Raw genomic sequence first — 16,491 nt, forward strand, 5'->3', positions numbered from 1 at the left:
TTTACTTTTTTGCTACGGGTTTCTTAACTGCTGGTTTCTTTGCTACTGCTTTTTTTGCAGGTGCTTTTTTAGCGGCTACTTTTTTGGCCGGCGTTTTCTTGTCAATCATTTCCTGAACTTCTGCCAATGTCAATTTAGTAGCATCAACATCTTTGCTTAATTCGATTTTGATTTTCCCTTTGGTAATAACCGAGCGTCCCCAACGGGCTTTTTCGACTAGAATTCCTTCGTCCTCCCAGTTGTGCAAAACTTTATCAATATTCTTTTGCAATTTATCCTCAATCAATGCTTCAATATCCGATTGAGACAGATTATCAAAATTGTATTTCTTACTCACATTTATAAATAAGCCGTCCCATTTGATAAAAGGACCAAAACGACCCGTTCCTTTTTGAACGCCTTCGCCTTTGTAAACTGCTATTGGCGCATCTGCCAGAGCTTTTTCATCAATTAATTCTTGGGCTCTTTCAAAATCTACGTCTAATGGATTTTCGCCTTTTGGCAAAGAAACGAAAGCCGCACCATGACGAATATAAGGACCATAACGTCCATTACTTACCTCAACTTCTTCTCCTTTATATTCACCCAAATTTTTTGGCAACAAAAACAAATTCAACGTTTCCTCTAAAGTGATATTTCCAATATTTTGATCCGTCATTAAACTGGCGAATTTTTTCTCTTCATCATCTGCAGCTCCAATTTGAGCCATTGGTCCAAATTTCCCTAAACGCACCGAAACTGGCTTACCGGTTTTTGGATCTGTTCCCAGAATTCGTTCACCGCTTTCTCTTTCAGCATTCGCCTCTACATCTTTCACTGTTGGGTGAAATGTATCGTAAAACTCCTGCATCATTTTTGTCCATTCAATATTTCCTTCGGCAATTTCATCGAAATCCTGTTCCACTTTTGCAGTGAAATTATAATCTAAAATGTTTCCGAAATTCTTTACCAAGAAATCAGTAACAATCGTTCCAATATCTGTAGGCACTAATTTTCCTTTATCAGAACCTGTATTTTCTTTTAGCAACTTCTCTCCTACTTTCCCGGATTGCAATATTAGCTGCGTATAATTACGTTCCTGACCGTCAAGATTTCCTTTCTCGACATAATTTCTGTTGATAATCGTAGAAATCGTCGGTGCGTAAGTAGAAGGACGACCAATCCCAAGTTCTTCTAATTTTTTTACCAAAGAAGCCTCCGTATATCTTGCAGCTGCGCGAGAATATCTTTCTGTCGCTGTAATGTAATTGTTTCCTAATTTTTCATTGACTTTCATCGCCGGCAACATGCCTTCCTGCTCTTCTTCATCGTCATCATGACCTTCCAAGTATACTTTTAAGAAACCTTCAAAAAGCAATACTTCACCTGATGCAGTAAAAATTTCACCGTGATTGTTCGCTTCAATTTTCACGTTAGTACGTTCTAATTGTGCATCACTCATTTGCGAAGCCAACGTTCTCTTCCAAATCAAATCATACAAACGCGCTTGATCTCTGTCGATATCTACCGTATGACGCGACATGTCCGTAGGACGAATCGCCTCATGTGCTTCCTGTGCTCCTTTGCTTTTATTGACAAAAGTTCGAGGTTTAGAAAACTCTTTCCCATAGGATTTGATAATTTCAGCCTGAGCAGCTTCCATCGCATCTTTGGATAAGTTCACACTATCCGTTCTCATGTACGTAATAAGTCCGGCTTCGTACAACCGTTGTGCGAGTTGCATGGTAATTCCAACAGGCAAATACAATTTACGTGCGGCTTCTTGTTGCAGAGTTGACGTTGTAAATGGACCAGTCGGTGATTTTTTGGTAGGCTTCGTTTCTAAATCGGCTACCTTATATGTAGAACCTATATTTTTATTTAAAAAATCTTCAGCTTCTTTTTTAGTACTAAAATTTTTAGGAAGTTTGGCTTTGAATGTTTTTCCGGATTCGTTAGTGAATTCAGCTACAACAGAATACGATGCAGTTGCATTAAAGTTTTGAATTTCTCTTTCGCGCTCTACAACCAAACGAACGGATACTGATTGTACACGACCCGCAGAAAGTCCTCCTTTTATTTTTCTCCAAAGTACTGGTGACAGTTCATAACCAACTAATCGGTCCAAAACACGACGTGCTTGTTGTGCATTGACTAAATTATAATCGATTTCTCTTGGATTATCAATCGCTTTTAAAATCGCTGTTTTAGTAATTTCGTGAAAAACAATTCGCTTAGTTTTGGTTTTGTCTAATTTTAATTCTTCGGCTAAATGCCAAGAAATAGCCTCACCCTCACGATCCTCATCACTCGCTAACCAAACCATTTCAGCTTTTTTTGCCAACCCTTTTAATTTGGTGACCAATGCTTTTTTATCGGCTGAAACTTCATATTTAGGTTTGAAACCATTTTCTACATCTACACCAATTTCTTTAGATGGCAAGTCGGCAATATGCCCGTAACTTGACTCCACTTGGAAATCACTTCCTAGAAATTTCTCGATTGTTTTTGCCTTTGCAGGTGATTCCACTATAACTAAATTCTTTGCCATATTCCGATTGTTTATGTCGGCAAAAGTATATGATTTTTTTAAATTTTGAGTTTTTTAAATTTGAAAAGTAAATTTTCTCGATGAATTACAGGTTCTGAATGATTTGAATTCTTTGATTTAAAAACAAATTAAACAATTTTATTTGATCCAAAATAAAAAGTTTTTGACGCAATATTTATTAAAGCATCCTTCTAATTAAATACTTAAATTAAATAAATCCTCCTTCAAATTCGTTCTTCTTATACCACGACAACATTTAAACCCAGATCTTCCAGTTTCGTTTTAGTTTCGATGTCGATACCAGAGTCCGTAATCAAAACATCAATTTTTTCTAAATTGCAAATCTTCCCAAATCCTCTGACATTCATTTTAGTCGAATCTGCCAACACGATAACTTTTTCGGCAACATCAATCATCGCTTGATTTAAATGGGCCTCCATCGCATTTGACGTACTCAACCCAAACTCTAAATGAAGCCCATCCGTGCCTATAAATAATTTATTACAGGAAAATTGACTTAAAATTCCTTCTGCAATAGCACCCACAACTGAAGTTGATGCTTTTCTAATATCTCCACCCAATTGAATGGTGTCAATTTCTGAATGTTTGCAAAGTTCTAAAGAAACTTTCAGCGAAGGAGTTAGCACGGTCAATTTTTGAAACCCTCCCATCATTTTGGATAAATTATGTATAGTAGTCCCGGAGCCCATAATAATATAATCATTGTTGCTAATATAACTTAAAGCCGCTTTTGCAATAAGCATTTTTTGTTCTACCTGAAGCAATTCTTTATCACTTACATTTCTTTCGAACGCATAAATGGGTTGTTTACTTGCACCTCCATGAGTACGATGCAACAGATTTTTGTTTTCTAAAAAACTCAAGTCCTTTCGTATGGTTACGGATGAAACCTTGTGAGTTTCACAAAGTTCCACTACATTGACATACCCCTTTTGATTTAATTCTTGAATTATTAGTCCCTGTCTGATATTAATTATAGCCATATTACTGTTTAAAATTCAAATAAAGATAGGTATTCTTTTAGAAATAAAAAAAAACTATTTACTTTGAACAGCTTCACTTTGTTTCGACTTATTTCGTTATTTTTGTAAAACGAAATATTGTGTTGCGAAATAAAAACAATAAAATGAAAAGATCGGAACAAATAGCCCAACTTACGAACACCAAAAATTGGGATGCAATCATAATTGGCGGCGGCGCTAACGGATTAGGAATAGCGTTAGACGCAGCTAGCAGAGGTTTTAAAACCATATTGTTAGAATCAATTGATTTTGCAAAAGGAACCTCCAGTCGAAGCACAAAGTTAGTTCATGGCGGGGTTCGGTATTTAGAACAAGGAGATATTGCTTTGGTACGTGAAGCCCTAAAAGAAAGAGGTCTAATGGCTCAAAACGCCAGTCACTTGGTAAAAAACCAATCCTTTGTGATTCCAAATTACAATTGGTGGGGTGGATATTTCTACGCCGTAGGATTAACCATCTACGATATGTTAGCCGGAAGATTAAATTTAGGCGCCTCTAGATATATTTCAAGAAAAAAACAATAGAATTGCTTCCAACCATTACACAAAAAGGATTGGTTAGCGGCGTTGTATATCAAGACGGCCAGTTTGATGATTCGCGTTTGGCGATCAACATTGCACAAACAGCCGTTGAAAAAGGAGCCACGCTTTTGAACTATTCGAAAGTGATTAATTTATTAAAAGATGAAATAAATCAAGTTACAAAAGTAGCATTTGAAGATAAAGAAACCGGTATTAAATATAAACTGACCGGAACTGCGGTTATTACCGCTACTGGGGTTTTTACGAATTCAATCATGAAGATGAACGATTTGGAATACAAAAAATATTTTGTTTAAAGCCAAGGAATTCACCTGGTTTTTGACAAATCTTTCTTACCAAGTCAAAACACTTTAATGATTCCAAAAACAAGTGAAGGGCGCGTTTTATTTGCGGTACCGTGGCATAATAAAATTGTGGTAAGAACCACCGATACTTTGGTGAAAAAATCAAGTCTGGAACCAATTGCCTTGGAACAAGAAATTGATTTCGTTTTAGAAATTGCCCAAAGATTTTTAGAGAAGAAACCAACCAGAGCGGATGTTTTATCTGTCTTTGCAGGATTAAGACCATTGGCAGCGCCAGAAAAAAAAGGACAACGGACCAAAGAAGTTTCCAGAATCCATAAAATAATTGTTTCGGATACTGGATTAATCACAATCACTGGAGGAAAATGGACAACGAACCGAAAAATTGCTGAGGACGTTGTTGTCAAAGCGATCAAAGTCCATAATCTACCTAAAAACGGATGTAAAACGGAACATATTGCCATTCATGGAAATATAGCAAGCTCAGAAACTGACCGCGAAAATCATTTATACATTTATGGAACTGACATTCCAAAAATATTGAAATTACAGGAAGACGAGCCTTTTTTAAAAGAAAAGCTACATCCCAATTATGAGTACACAATGGCTAAAGTAGCATGGGCTATTCGTTTCGAAATGGCCAGAACCATAGAGGACGTATTAGCCAGACGCGTACGTCTTTTGGTTTTAGACGCCCGAGCAGCCATTGATTCTTCTAAAAAAGTTGCCCAATTATTAGCGACAGAATTAGGATATGATAACGCTTGGGCTGAAACTCAAACGGATGAATTTAGAGCTCTAGCCAACGATTTTCTTTTGACCGAATTTCATGTAAAATAATCTATTAACCTAAAAACGCCAAAAATGAAAAATAAACTAATTCTTGCCCTTGACCAAGGGACTACTTCATTAAGGGCAATTGTCTTTAACCACGATGGAGAAATTGTCAACGTTTTGCAAAAATCCTTTGAACAAATTTTCCCTAAACCAGGATCGGTAGAGCACGATCCAAACGAAATTTTGTCCTCACAAATGAGCGTAACCGCTGAAGTTATTGCTAAAGTGGGAATCTCAGGAAAAGAAATCGCCGCCATTGGCATTACCAATCAAAGAGAAACCACAATTGTTTGGGATAGAGAAACTAATAAACCAATTTATAATGCCATCGCTTGGCAAGATAGAAGAACTGCAAAATATTGCGACACATTGAAAGCTCAAGGCCACGGAGATATAATTAAAGAAAAAACAGGATTGGTTTTAGACGCCTATTTTTCTGCCACAAAATTAAAATGGATTTTGGACAATGTGGAAGGAGCACGTGAAAAAGCAGAACAAGGAAAATTATGTTTTGGAACGGTCGACACTTGGCTTATTTGGAAACTGACCCGAGGTAAAATGTTCCTGACTGATGTTTCTAATGCAAGTCGTACCATGATGTTAAACATTCATACTCTTGAATGGGACCAGGAACTATTAAATTTATTCGATATCCCGCAATCGATATTGCCCGAAATAAAACAAAGTAGCGAGGTGTATGGAGTGACCTCAACCACGCTATTTTCTACAAAAATTCCTATAGCCGGAGTTGCCGGAGATCAGCAAGCAGCCCTTTTTGGTCAACTATGGATCGAACCTGGAATGGTAAAAAACACGCATGGAAGCGGTTGTTTTATGTTGATGAATACTGGCGAAAAGCCCGTTTATTCTAAAAACAATTTATTATCAACCATAGCCTGGAAAATTAACGGAAAAACAACCTATGCCTCAGATGGTAGTGTTTTTGTTGGTGGTGCTTCCTTACAATGGCTGAGAGATGGTGCTATAATGACTGACGCCGCCCATGAAATTGAAGAATTATCAGCCAGTGTTCCAGACAACGCGGGGTGTCTATTTTGTTCCCGCACTGACAGGTTTGGGAGCATCTTACTAAGACCAATATGCTCGAGGAGCCATAACTGGGATAACTCGAGGAACCACAAACGCACACATTGTGAGAGCAACTCTCGAAGGAATAACCTGTCAAGTTTATGATTTAGTAAAAGCCATGGAAGCTGATTTCGAAAAAAAGGGAACAGAATTAAGAGTAGATGGCGGAGCGGTTGCCAATAATTTATTGATGCAATTTCAATCGGATATTTTTGATTTTAAAGTGATACGTCCGAAGACATTAGAAACAACAGCCTTGGGAGCCGCTTATTTAGCCGGTTTAGCTATCGGATATTGGGACAGCGTAGATGAATTACAAAAACAATGGACAACAGACCGTGAATTTTTACCCGAAATGCCCAGCGAGACTGTCACTGAATTGGTTAAAAACTGAGATAAAGCGGTAGGCCGAGCTGGAAACTGGACAGAAGATTAATCACTAAAACCAAAAATTATGACTCCATTTACAGCAGAAATTTTAGGGACGATGCTTATGATTTTATTAGGTAACGGTGTCGTTGCGAATGTCGTTCTTAAAGAAACCAAAGGAAATAATTCCGGTTGGATTGTCATTAGTACAGGATGGGGCTTTGCCGTTTTTGTAGGCGTTGCCGTCGCAGGCCCGATTAGTGGCGCACATTTAAATCCAATTATCACTTTAGGTCTGGCGCTCATCGGGAAATTTGCATGGTCTCAAGTTGCTTCTTACATACTGGCTCAAATGATTGGAGCTATGTTAGGTGCGCTTTTGGTATGGCTTTCTCATAAAGATCATTTTTCTGCTACAGAGGGCGAAAGCGATAAACTTTCCTGCTTTTGCACAGTACCCGCGATTCGGAATTACTCTTCCAATTTGATGAGTGAAATCATCGCTACTTTTGTCTTGATTTTTGTAATATTTTATATCGCAGGTCCAGAGCTTGTAATGAGTTCTGATACTAGTGCTACAATTGGACTTGGGACTGTTGGTGCTCTACCAGTAGCTATTTTAGTTTGGGCTATTGGATTGTCATTGGGAGGTACCACAGGATTCGCTATAAATCCTGCAAGAGATTTGGGCCCTCGAATCATGCACGCTATTTTACCAATAAAAGGAAGTAGCGATTGGAGCTATTCCTGGGTCCCTCTTATTGGTCCAATAATAGGATCCTGTTTGGCCGCAGCCCTTTATGTGGTGCTGCTCTAACCTTTTTATTTACAAGTATAATCATGCGAAAATTATTTTTCCCCACTATAATTTCTATTATAGCGCTGGCTGGATACGCCCGAGAAATAAGTATTTCTGACAGTATTCCAACAGCTACAAAAAGCAAAAAACCAAACCTAATAAATTTTGATGTAGTATTAAAAACGAGGCACCTATGGAGGGGACTAGTCATCAATGCAAGCACGACTGCCATGGTTAACATTCATTATGCTTTAGATAAAAAACAAAATCTTACCGTTGATGTTTGGGGCGGAAAGGAGTTTGACAGGGGTACAAAGAAATTAATTACTACATTCAATACCAAAATAATGGTTTTTCAATTGCTTAGTGGGACCTATTGAATGCTACAAATATTGAAAATTCAGCTGTTTTTAATTATGATCGAAAGTCAACCACGCACATTCTTGATTTAAGAACATCCTACCAATTTCCTTTGCGTATAGAAGCTGATTTTCTGTTTTATGGCAATGATCTTGAATTGCTGGACAACCTCGATTATAAAAATAGGTATTCAACCTATGTAGAATTAGGCTATCCACTGTTGAAAAATCAAAAAATCATTTAAGAGGCTTATTTAGGAGCCAGATTTGCCTTAAATGGTACCTCCCATTTGTATACAAATGACCCAAACAGTAATTTTGATATCGTAAATACTGGAATCCGGATTTACAAAAACATTCAGATTCTACATTCTAATGTTCCCGTTTCTGCAATAGCAATGTGGAATCCAACGCTTAAAATTGCCCGAATTCAATTGGGTGTAGTATTGTTTTGATAACAAATTCAACAGCATATTGTTTGTTAACGAAAAAGTTCTTTTAAAAATAAAAGAACTTTTTTTTATCCCCAAATAAAAACACAAAACATTGTTAATTCTTAATCTGACATCTTGTCATATTTATTTGAATTCCCTTATCTTTGCACTTTGAAAATATAGGATGGAAAAGATTATTGAAGAAAGCAAACAAGGAGAAAGTCTTGTTTTAGAAAATAAACCCGAGAACACAAAGAAACTTTTTATTGAGAGTTACGGTTGCGCAATGAATTTTTCAGACAGCGAAATTGTAGCTTCTATATTATCCGGAAACGGATACAATACAACGCAAATTCTGGAAGAGGCCGATTTAGTTTTGGTAAATACTTGTTCGATTCGGGATAAAGCGGAACAAACTATTCGCAAACGCTTGGAAAAATACAATGCGGTGAAACGCATCAATCCAAAAATGAAAGTAGGCGTTTTAGGTTGCATGGCCGAGCGTTTAAAAAGTCAATTCCTTGAAGAAGAAAAAATTGTAGACCTAGTTGTGGGTCCTGATGCCTATAAAGATTTACCGAACCTTTTGCAAGAAGTGGAAGAAGGACGCGATGCGATTAACGTGATTTTGTCGAAAGACGAAACTTATGGTGATATTTCGCCCGTTCGATTGATGAGCAACGGAATTACGGCTTTGGTTTCTATCACCCGTGGTTGTGATAATATGTGCACGTTTTGCGTGGTACCTTTTACCCGAGGGAGAGAACGAAGTAGAGAACCGCAGAGTATCATGACCGAAATTCAGGATTTGTGGAATAAAGGGTTTAAAGAAATTACACTTTTGGGACAAAATGTAGATAGTTATTTATGGTACGGCGGCGGATTGAAAAAAGATTTTGAAAATGCAACCGAAATGCAAAGAGTTACTGCAGTTGATTTTGATCAATTACTAGAAATGGTAGCGGTTGGTTTCCCAAAAATGAGAATCCGATTTTCGACTTCAAATCCACAAGATATGCACGAAAGTATTTTGCACGTGATTGCAAAACACCAAAATATTTGCAAACACATTCATTTACCGGTTCAGTCAGGAAGTAATAGAATCCTAAAAGAAATGAACCGATTGCACACGCGTGAAGAATACATGACTTTGATTGACAAAATCAGAACTATTATTCCGAATGGTTCAATTTCACAGGATATGATTTCAGGTTTCCCAACAGAAACCGAAGACGATCATCAAGACACTTTGAGTTTGATGGAGTATGTGAAATATAATTTTGGTTATATGTATTCGTATTCAGAACGTCCGGGAACTTTGGCAGGAAGAAAAATGGAAGATGATGTTACCGACGAAACTAAAGCCAGAAGATTACAGGAAATTGTCGATTTACAACAAAAGCACGCTTGGCTCCGCAGTGAAGAATTCATTGGTCAAACTGTAGAGGTTTTGGTAGAAAAAGTTTCAAAAAAATCAACAGAAGAGTTTTCTGGAAGGAATTCACAAAGTATTACCGTAGTTTTTCCAAAAGAAGATTATAAAATTGGAAATTTTGTAAATGTGAGAATTACTTCTTGCACCAGCGGAACTTTGAAAGGAGAAGCAGTTGGTTTGAGTCAAATGAATTAAAAATTAGCCACAGATTAAAAAGATTTTCACAGATTTCTTTTTAATTCTTTAATCTTTATAATCTGCTACAAAAAATTAAAACGTTGTGATAGAAGGATACAGAGAGCAAGAAACGTATAAAATAATAGGAATTTGTATGGAAGTCCATCGAATATTAGTACCTGGTTTACTTGAAATTGTGTATAAAGATGCATTAGAAATAGAATTCAAGCTAAACGATATTTCTTATGAAAGAGAAAAAGAATTTTCGATTAATTATAAAGGTGAGATTTTGCGTAGTAAATTTAACGCCGATTTTATTGTATGTGAAGATATTGTATTAGAAATAAAAGCTGTGAAAGAATTTTGCAATGAACATATTGCACAAATTTTAAATTATTTGAAATTAGCAGATTCAGAAGTTGGATTATTAGTTAATTTTCAAAATAAATCTTTACAATATAAAAGATATGTTTTGTAAATAAAATTAAGTAAATCTGTGAGAATCTTTTTAATCTGTGGCAAAAAAAATAAAATATGGAATCAGTTCAAGCGATAAAACAACGATTTGAGATTATCGGAAATGATCCGAAACTTAATCGTGCGATAGAAAAAGCCATTCAGGTAGCTCCTACTGACATTACGGTATTAGTAGCGGGAGAAAGCGGAGTTGGAAAAGAGAATATTCCCAGAATTATTCATTCGCTTTCGCATAGAAAGCACGGAAAATATATTGCCGTTAACTGTGGTGCGATTCCAGAAGGAACGATTGACAGTGAACTCTTCGGTCATGAAAAAGGTGCTTTTACCGGAGCAACAGGAACCCGTGAAGGATATTTTGAAGTGGCTGACGGCGGAACAATTTTTCTGGATGAAGTTGGTGAATTACCGTTAACCACTCAAGTACGTTTATTACGTGTTCTCGAAAATGGTGAATTCATAAAAGTAGGTTCTTCTCAGGTTCAAAAAACAGACGTACGAATTGTAGCCGCTACGAATGTCAATTTATTTGATGCGATTGAAAAAGGTAAATTCCGTGAAGATTTATATTATCGTTTGAGTACGGTGGATATTACTTTGCCGCCTTTGAGAGACCGAAAAGATGACATTCATTTATTGTTTAGGAAATTCGTTGCGGATTTTGCGCATAAATATAAAATGCCTCCTTTGAAACTTGACGAAAATGCGGTTCAGTTACTGCAAAAATTTCGTTGGAGCGGAAACATTCGACAATTGCGGAATGTAGCGGAACAAATCTCCGTTTTGGAAACAAACAGAGATATATCTGCCGTGACATTACAATCTTATTTGCCCGCGCAGGGAAGCAATTTACCTTCTGTAATTAAAGACAAAAAAAGCGAAAGTGATTTTAGTACCGAAAGGGAAATTTTGTACAAAGTGCTTTTTGACATGAAAAGTGATTTGAATGATTTGAAAAAATTAACGCTGGAACTGATTCAAAATGGAGGCTCAAAAGTGCAAGAGACGAATCAAAATTTAATTAAAAAAATATACGGTTCAAAAGAAAGCGATAGTGAAATAGATTTTGAAGAAGAACCGAGAGCATCATTGATAGCGGCTCAAAACAATGAGGATTTATATCAGGAACAGGACGACAATTATCTTTTTGCAGAAACTGTCGAGGAAGAAGAAACCTTGCGTTTAGAACAAAAAGAAATCGAAATGATTATAAAATCATTAGAAAAAAACAAAGGAAAACGAAAAGCTGCCGCGGATGAATTGGGCATTTCTGAAAGAACTTTATACAGAAAAATTAAGCAATTTGATTTGTAGTTTTTTTAACAAAGACATAAAGACGCATATGCTTTGATTGAAAATCAATATATTTGACCCGAGTTTTAGCACACTGGCGAAGCAATTTTTAAAATAGAAAATGAAACAAATAAAACTTATTCTTCTTTCGATAATAATAGTGAGTATCAACAGTTGCTCGGTTTATAACTTTACAGGAACCGGTAAAATTGATGCCGAAACATTTCAAGTGGGCTTTTTTCAGAATAATGCGGAACTAATTGAACCCGGAATTGACCGCACCTTTACATTAGAACTTCAAGATTTGATTTTGAACCAAACCAATTTGAACTTGGTCAAAAACGGTGCTGATTTGACGTATGAAGGAGAAATTGTAGATTACAGAATCAGTCCAATGACAGCAACCGCGGATCAGCGAGCTGCTCAAAACCGTCTGACGATTCGAGTGAATGTTCGTTTTACCAATAAGAAAAAAGAAGCAGATGATTTTGAAAAACCATTCACATTTTTCTATGATTATCCCGCAGAACAACAATTAACAGGAGCTACATTAAACTCAGCTTTGAAAGATATTTTCGAAAGAATAACACAAGATATCTTTAATGAGTCATTAGCTAAATGGTAAATTAAAGTTTAATTATTTAACATTAAAAATGAACGTAACCGATTATACTTATTTGATTAACAAACCCGATGCTGTCAATGAAAAGCAAACGGAAGATTTAGAAAAAGTATTGGAACAGTTTCCTTATTTTCAAAGTGCCAGAGCTATTCAATTAAAAGGACTTTACAATCAAAATAGTTTTAAATATAATGCTGCTTTAAAAATAACGGCAGCCTATTCAACGGACAGATTGGTTTTATTTGATTTCATCACATCGGATACGTTTACGTCAATTCATAAAAGTCTGTATGATAGAAAAGCACTCGAAATTCTAGACCTCGAAGTAATAGATAGCGAGATTCTTATTGCTGAAGAAAAACCAGAACTTAAAATAACCACGTTAGAACAATCTATCCTGACTTCAATAAAGGAAGCTTCTCCAATCGCGAAGAAGGATCATTTAACAAAAGTTGAAGAAAAGTTAGCCATTGGTACGCCGTTGGATTTCTCCAAAAAAGAACAACATTCCTTCCAAGAATGGCTTCAGCTTTCGCGCACGGAACCTATCAAAAGAGAAAGTGAGCAACCAACTAATAAACCTGCTCCACTTATAGATGCCGACAAAAGGAAAAAAACAGAACTTATCGACAAATTTATTGAAAAGAGTCCGAAGATTTCTCCAGTAAAACATGGTGTGCCTTCCACGGTCAATTTCGACCTAAATGCAGTGGACAATTCTTCGTTGATGACAGAGACTTTAGCCCGTGTTTATTTGGAACAAAAAAAATATCAAAAAGCGATTCAAGCTTATGAAATATTAATTTTGAAATATCCAGAAAAAAGTAGTTTCTTTGCAGACCGCATATCGGATATTAAGATTTTACAACATAATAATAATTAAACAATGAGCACATTTTCAATTTTTTTAGTTTTAATAACTATCGTTTGTTTTCTATTAATCGTAGTTATCATGGTTCAAAACCCTAAAGGTGGCGGATTATCCTCTACAATAGGTGGTGCTCAAATGTTAGGTGGAGTACAAAAAACCACCGATTTTTTAGACAAAAGCACATGGACATTAGCAACTATACTTATTGCACTTATATTACTTTCAAGCTTGAGCTTTACAGGAACATTAAGTGATACAGATTCGAAAATCATTGAAAACACAGGAAGTTCCGTACCAACAACAAACACGCCAGTTGCTCCTGCACAAAATACACCTGCTGCAACAAATCCAGCGAAATAAATCATTACAACGTATTCTAAATGCCAGCCTGTCAAAGCTGGCATTTTTTATAAGAAATTATGTCAGTGTTACTAGGATGGCATAATTTCTGAAATCTTTACAGCAGTTAAAATAAATAATATAAAATATAAAATTATGGCTTTAAACATCAAACCACTTTCAGACAGAGTTCTTATCGAGCCCGTTGCTGCTGAAACCAAAACTGCTTCAGGGATTTTTATTCCAGATACAGCCAAAGAAAAACCACAAAAAGGAACTGTTGTTGCTGTTGGAAACGGAACAAAAGACCACACCATGACTGTAATAGTTGGTGATTCTGTCCTTTACGGAAAATACGCTGGTACTGAATTAAAACTGGAAGGAAAAGATTATTTGATTATGCGTGAAGACGATATTTTAGCAATTATCTAAATAGTATTCAATCTGAAAAATTAAGTATCGAGACAACTTGACTCGAGAGCTTTGCTGAAAATGGCGAAGGGAACTTAAAAAAAATTAAATTAACAATGAGGATGCGATTGCTTCGTACCTCGCAATGACAACAAAAATGGCAAAAGATATAAAATTTGATATTGAAGCACGTGACGGATTAAAACGTGGTGTTGATGCATTAGCAAATGCAGTAAAAGTAACGCTGGGACCAAAAGGTCGTAACGTAATTATTGGAAAAGCTTTTGGTGGACCAACTGTTACTAAAGATGGTGTTACTGTTGCAAAAGAAATTGAATTGAAAGATCCATTGGAAAACATGGGCGCTCAAATGGTGAAAGAAGTAGCGTCTAAAACTAATGATTTAGCTGGAGACGGAACTACAACTGCAACAGTTTTGGCACAAGCAATTGTAAAAGAAGGTTTGAAAAACGTTGCTGCGGGAGCAAATCCTATGGATTTGAAACGTGGTATTGATAAAGCGGTTGAAGCTATTGTAGCTGACTTAGCAAAACAAGCAAAAGTAGTAGGAAGTGATTCTGAAAAAATAAAACAAATTGCTTCAATTTCAGCCAATAACGACGAAGTAATTGGTGAATTAATCGCTACTGCTTTCGCAAAAGTTGGAAAAGAAGGAGTTATCACAGTCGAAGAAGCCAAAGGAACAGATACGTATGTTGATGTTGTGGAAGGGATGCAATTTGACAGAGGATATCTTTCTCCTTATTTTGTGACTAATTCAGAAAAAATGGAAGTAGAATTGGAAAATCCTTACATCCTTTTGTATGACAAAAAAGTATCTTCTTTAAAAGAATTATTACCCGTTTTGGAGCCAGTTGCTCAATCTGGAAAACCATTATTGATTATTGCTGAAGATGTTGATGGTGAAGCATTATCTACATTGGTGGTAAATAAATTACGTGGAGCTCTGAAAATCGCTGCTGTAAAAGCGCCTGGTTTTGGAGACAGAAGAAAAGCAATGTTGGAAGATATCGCTATCTTAACTGGAGGAACTGTAATTTCAGAAGAAAGAGGATACACTTTAGAGAATACAACTATCGAGATGTTAGGAACTGCTAAAAAAGTGACTATCGACAAAGACAATACAACGATTGTAAGCGGAGCTGGTGAAGCTGATATGATCAAAAATCGTGTAAACCAGATTAAAGGTCAAATGGAAGCTACAACTTCTGATTATGACAAAGAAAAGTTGCAAGAACGTTTGGCTAAATTAGCTGGCGGAGTTGCTGTACTTTATGTTGGTGCTGCTTCTGAAGTAGAAATGAAAGAGAAAAAAGACAGAGTTGACGATGCACTTCACGCAACTCGTGCTGCTGTTGAAGAAGGAATTGTTGCTGGTGGTGGTGTTGCTTTATTGAGAGCTAAAAACGCACTTAGCGCTATTAAAGCTGACAATGCTGATGAAGCAACCGGAATTCAAATTGTATCTCGTGCAGTAGAATCTCCATTAAGAACTATTGTTGAAAATGCAGGACTTGAAGGTTCAGTTGTTGTTGCAAAAGTTGCTGAAGGTTCGGGTGATTTTGGTTACAACGCCAAAACGGATGAATATGTTGACATGCTTAAAGCAGGAATTATTGATCCTAAAAAAGTAACGCGTGTAGCATTAGAAAACGCAGCTTCGGTTGCCGGAATGATATTGACTACTGAATGTGCTTTGATTGATATCAAAGAAGATAATGGTGGCGGAAACCCGATGGGTGGAGGTATGCCAGGGATGATGTAATAGCAATTCAAGTCTAGTCCTAAAAAAACCGTCCTGATATAAATCGGGACGGTTTTTTTTTGTGAATTGTAAATTATTTGTTTATTCTTGATTTTTTGGTTTTCTGCTGAACTTATAAATTACAGGTAAAACAGTAATTCCAACTAAAATCAATACAATTAATTCAATATGCTTTTTCAAATCAATCTGATAATTTTCAAGTAAAAAACCATATAAATAATGTCCGGCAAAAATTAAGGTAAAAGACCAAATAAATGAACTTAAGACATTATAAAACATGAATTTTTGTTTGTCCATGGATACAATTCCAGCTACGATAGGTGCAAAGGTTCTTAATATTGGAAGAAAACGGGCAAAAATGATTGCTTTCCCTCCGTATTTTTCAAAAAAGTCTTTTGATTGAACCAAATATTTTTTCTTAAACCAAAAACTATCTTCCTTATTGTACAAATAGTATCCGCTTTTTGATCCAAACCAGTAACCTACAATATTTCCTAAAATTCCCGATAACGCCACAAGCGTTGATAAAAGCACAACATTTATAAAATCATTATCAATAAATAGAATGTTTTCTATTAATTCTCGGCTGTAAATTCCTGCCAAAAACAAAAGACTATCTCCAGGTAAAAAGAAACCCGCAAAGAGACCTGTTTCAGCAAATACGATAAATAAAACTATATAGATTCCCAGTTTAATCCCATTAACATCAAAATGAATATAAAAAAGTGGGTCAATTAAATTCTTCCAATCAAAATCGTTCATTCTACGGTGTT

The 16,491-nt window shown here is 36.1% G+C and carries 14 protein-coding genes and 2 pseudogenes; 13 read left to right on the forward strand and 3 right to left on the reverse strand.

Annotated elements, in window-relative coordinates; genetic code table 11:
• Nucleotide 1 precedes the first annotated feature (1 nt).
• Together topA and ACP7AT_RS09810 are read right to left on the reverse strand one after the other, a co-directional pair.
• Nucleotides 2-2,530 carry a type I DNA topoisomerase gene (topA, locus tag ACP7AT_RS09805; protein ID WP_426064147.1) on the reverse strand — a complete coding sequence of 843 codons (2,529 nt, stop codon included), beginning with the start codon at nt 2,528-2,530 and terminating at the stop codon, nt 2-4.
• Nucleotides 2,531-2,769: 239 nt separating this feature from the next.
• Nucleotides 2,770-3,534, reverse strand: coding sequence for a DeoR/GlpR family DNA-binding transcription regulator (locus ACP7AT_RS09810; protein WP_426064148.1), 765 nt, complete (start codon nt 3,532-3,534; stop codon nt 2,770-2,772).
• 143 nt (nt 3,535-3,677) lie between these two features.
• Between ACP7AT_RS09810 and ACP7AT_RS09815 the strand changes: the two are divergent.
• The 13 genes and pseudogenes from ACP7AT_RS09815 (at nt 3,678) to groL (ending at nt 15,718) form a co-directional block, all read left to right on the forward strand.
• Nucleotides 3,678-5,260 (forward strand): annotated as a pseudogene (locus ACP7AT_RS09815) (FAD-dependent oxidoreductase).
• A 24-nt stretch (nt 5,261-5,284) separates the two neighbouring features.
• Nucleotides 5,285-6,740, forward strand: a pseudogene (gene glpK / locus ACP7AT_RS09820) (glycerol kinase GlpK).
• Nucleotides 6,741-6,800: 60 nt separating this feature from the next.
• Nucleotides 6,801-7,532, forward strand: a complete 732-nt coding sequence (locus ACP7AT_RS09825) for an MIP/aquaporin family protein (protein ID WP_426064149.1) — start codon at nt 6,801-6,803, stop codon at nt 7,530-7,532.
• Nucleotides 7,533-7,555: 23 nt separating this feature from the next.
• Nucleotides 7,556-7,894: a hypothetical protein gene (locus tag ACP7AT_RS09830; protein WP_426064150.1), complete on the forward strand. Its 339-nt coding sequence runs from the start codon at nt 7,556-7,558 to the stop codon at nt 7,892-7,894.
• 269 nt (nt 7,895-8,163) lie between these two features.
• On the forward strand, nt 8,164-8,328 hold the full coding sequence (locus tag ACP7AT_RS09835; RefSeq protein WP_426064151.1) for a hypothetical protein: 165 nt from the start codon (nt 8,164-8,166) through the stop codon (nt 8,326-8,328).
• Between the two features lie 163 nt (nt 8,329-8,491).
• Complete coding sequence (miaB, locus tag ACP7AT_RS09840) at nt 8,492-9,937, forward strand: tRNA (N6-isopentenyl adenosine(37)-C2)-methylthiotransferase MiaB (protein ID WP_426064152.1); 1,446 nt, start codon at nt 8,492-8,494, stop codon at nt 9,935-9,937.
• Nucleotides 9,938-10,022: 85 nt separating this feature from the next.
• Entirely contained in the window at nt 10,023-10,397 is a 375-nt protein-coding gene (locus ACP7AT_RS09845) for a GxxExxY protein (protein WP_426064153.1), read from the forward strand.
• Nucleotides 10,398-10,453: 56 nt separating this feature from the next.
• Entirely contained in the window at nt 10,454-11,710 is a 1,257-nt protein-coding gene (locus tag ACP7AT_RS09850) for a sigma-54 interaction domain-containing protein (protein ID WP_426064154.1), read from the forward strand.
• Between the two features lie 100 nt (nt 11,711-11,810).
• Nucleotides 11,811-12,314 carry an LptE family protein gene (locus ACP7AT_RS09855; protein ID WP_091202539.1) on the forward strand — a complete coding sequence of 168 codons (504 nt, stop codon included), beginning with the start codon at nt 11,811-11,813 and terminating at the stop codon, nt 12,312-12,314.
• 28 nt (nt 12,315-12,342) lie between these two features.
• Nucleotides 12,343-13,194, forward strand: coding sequence for a tetratricopeptide repeat protein (locus tag ACP7AT_RS09860; protein WP_426064155.1), 852 nt, complete (start codon nt 12,343-12,345; stop codon nt 13,192-13,194).
• Between the two features lie 3 nt (nt 13,195-13,197).
• Nucleotides 13,198-13,542, forward strand: coding sequence for a preprotein translocase subunit SecG (secG, locus tag ACP7AT_RS09865; RefSeq protein WP_426064156.1), 345 nt, complete (start codon nt 13,198-13,200; stop codon nt 13,540-13,542).
• Nucleotides 13,543-13,677: 135 nt separating this feature from the next.
• Nucleotides 13,678-13,953 (forward strand): co-chaperone GroES, encoded by a 276-nt coding sequence (locus ACP7AT_RS09870; RefSeq protein WP_426064157.1) that lies wholly within the window; start codon nt 13,678-13,680, stop codon nt 13,951-13,953.
• 136 nt (nt 13,954-14,089) lie between these two features.
• Nucleotides 14,090-15,718, forward strand: a complete 1,629-nt coding sequence (gene groL / locus ACP7AT_RS09875; RefSeq protein ID WP_091202549.1) for a chaperonin GroEL — start codon at nt 14,090-14,092, stop codon at nt 15,716-15,718.
• A gap of 81 nt (nt 15,719-15,799) precedes the next feature.
• On the opposite strand, the gene ACP7AT_RS09880 is transcribed toward groL, so the two are convergent.
• The gene (locus ACP7AT_RS09880; protein WP_426064158.1) at nt 15,800-16,480 is read right to left on the reverse strand and encodes a DedA family protein; all 681 of its coding nucleotides are present in this window, start codon (nt 16,478-16,480) and stop codon (nt 15,800-15,802) included.
• Between the last annotated feature and the right edge of the window lie 11 nt (nt 16,481-16,491).

The sequence above is a fragment of the Flavobacterium sp. DSP2-3-1 genome (assembly GCF_049896865.1).
GTDB lineage: Bacteria > Bacteroidota > Bacteroidia > Flavobacteriales > Flavobacteriaceae > Flavobacterium.

Coding starts and splice junctions, on each gene's coding strand:
- miaB (WP_426064152.1), top strand. CDS start 8,492: ATGGAAAAGATTATTGAAGAAAGCAAACAAGGAGAAAGTCTTGTTTTA.
- ACP7AT_RS09860 (WP_426064155.1), top strand. CDS start 12,343: ATGAACGTAACCGATTATACTTATTTGATTAACAAACCCGATGCTGTC.
- secG (WP_426064156.1), top strand. CDS start 13,198: ATGAGCACATTTTCAATTTTTTTAGTTTTAATAACTATCGTTTGTTTT.
- ACP7AT_RS09870 (WP_426064157.1), top strand. CDS start 13,678: ATGGCTTTAAACATCAAACCACTTTCAGACAGAGTTCTTATCGAGCCC.
- ACP7AT_RS09880 (WP_426064158.1), bottom strand. CDS start 16,480: ATGAACGATTTTGATTGGAAGAATTTAATTGACCCACTTTTTTATATT.
- ACP7AT_RS09855 (WP_091202539.1), top strand. CDS start 11,811: ATGAAACAAATAAAACTTATTCTTCTTTCGATAATAATAGTGAGTATC.
- groL (WP_091202549.1), top strand. CDS start 14,090: ATGGCAAAAGATATAAAATTTGATATTGAAGCACGTGACGGATTAAAA.
- ACP7AT_RS09825 (WP_426064149.1), top strand. CDS start 6,801: ATGACTCCATTTACAGCAGAAATTTTAGGGACGATGCTTATGATTTTA.
- ACP7AT_RS09850 (WP_426064154.1), top strand. CDS start 10,454: ATGGAATCAGTTCAAGCGATAAAACAACGATTTGAGATTATCGGAAAT.
- topA (WP_426064147.1), bottom strand. CDS start 2,530: ATGGCAAAGAATTTAGTTATAGTGGAATCACCTGCAAAGGCAAAAACA.
- ACP7AT_RS09810 (WP_426064148.1), bottom strand. CDS start 3,534: ATGGCTATAATTAATATCAGACAGGGACTAATAATTCAAGAATTAAAT.
- ACP7AT_RS09830 (WP_426064150.1), top strand. CDS start 7,556: ATGCGAAAATTATTTTTCCCCACTATAATTTCTATTATAGCGCTGGCT.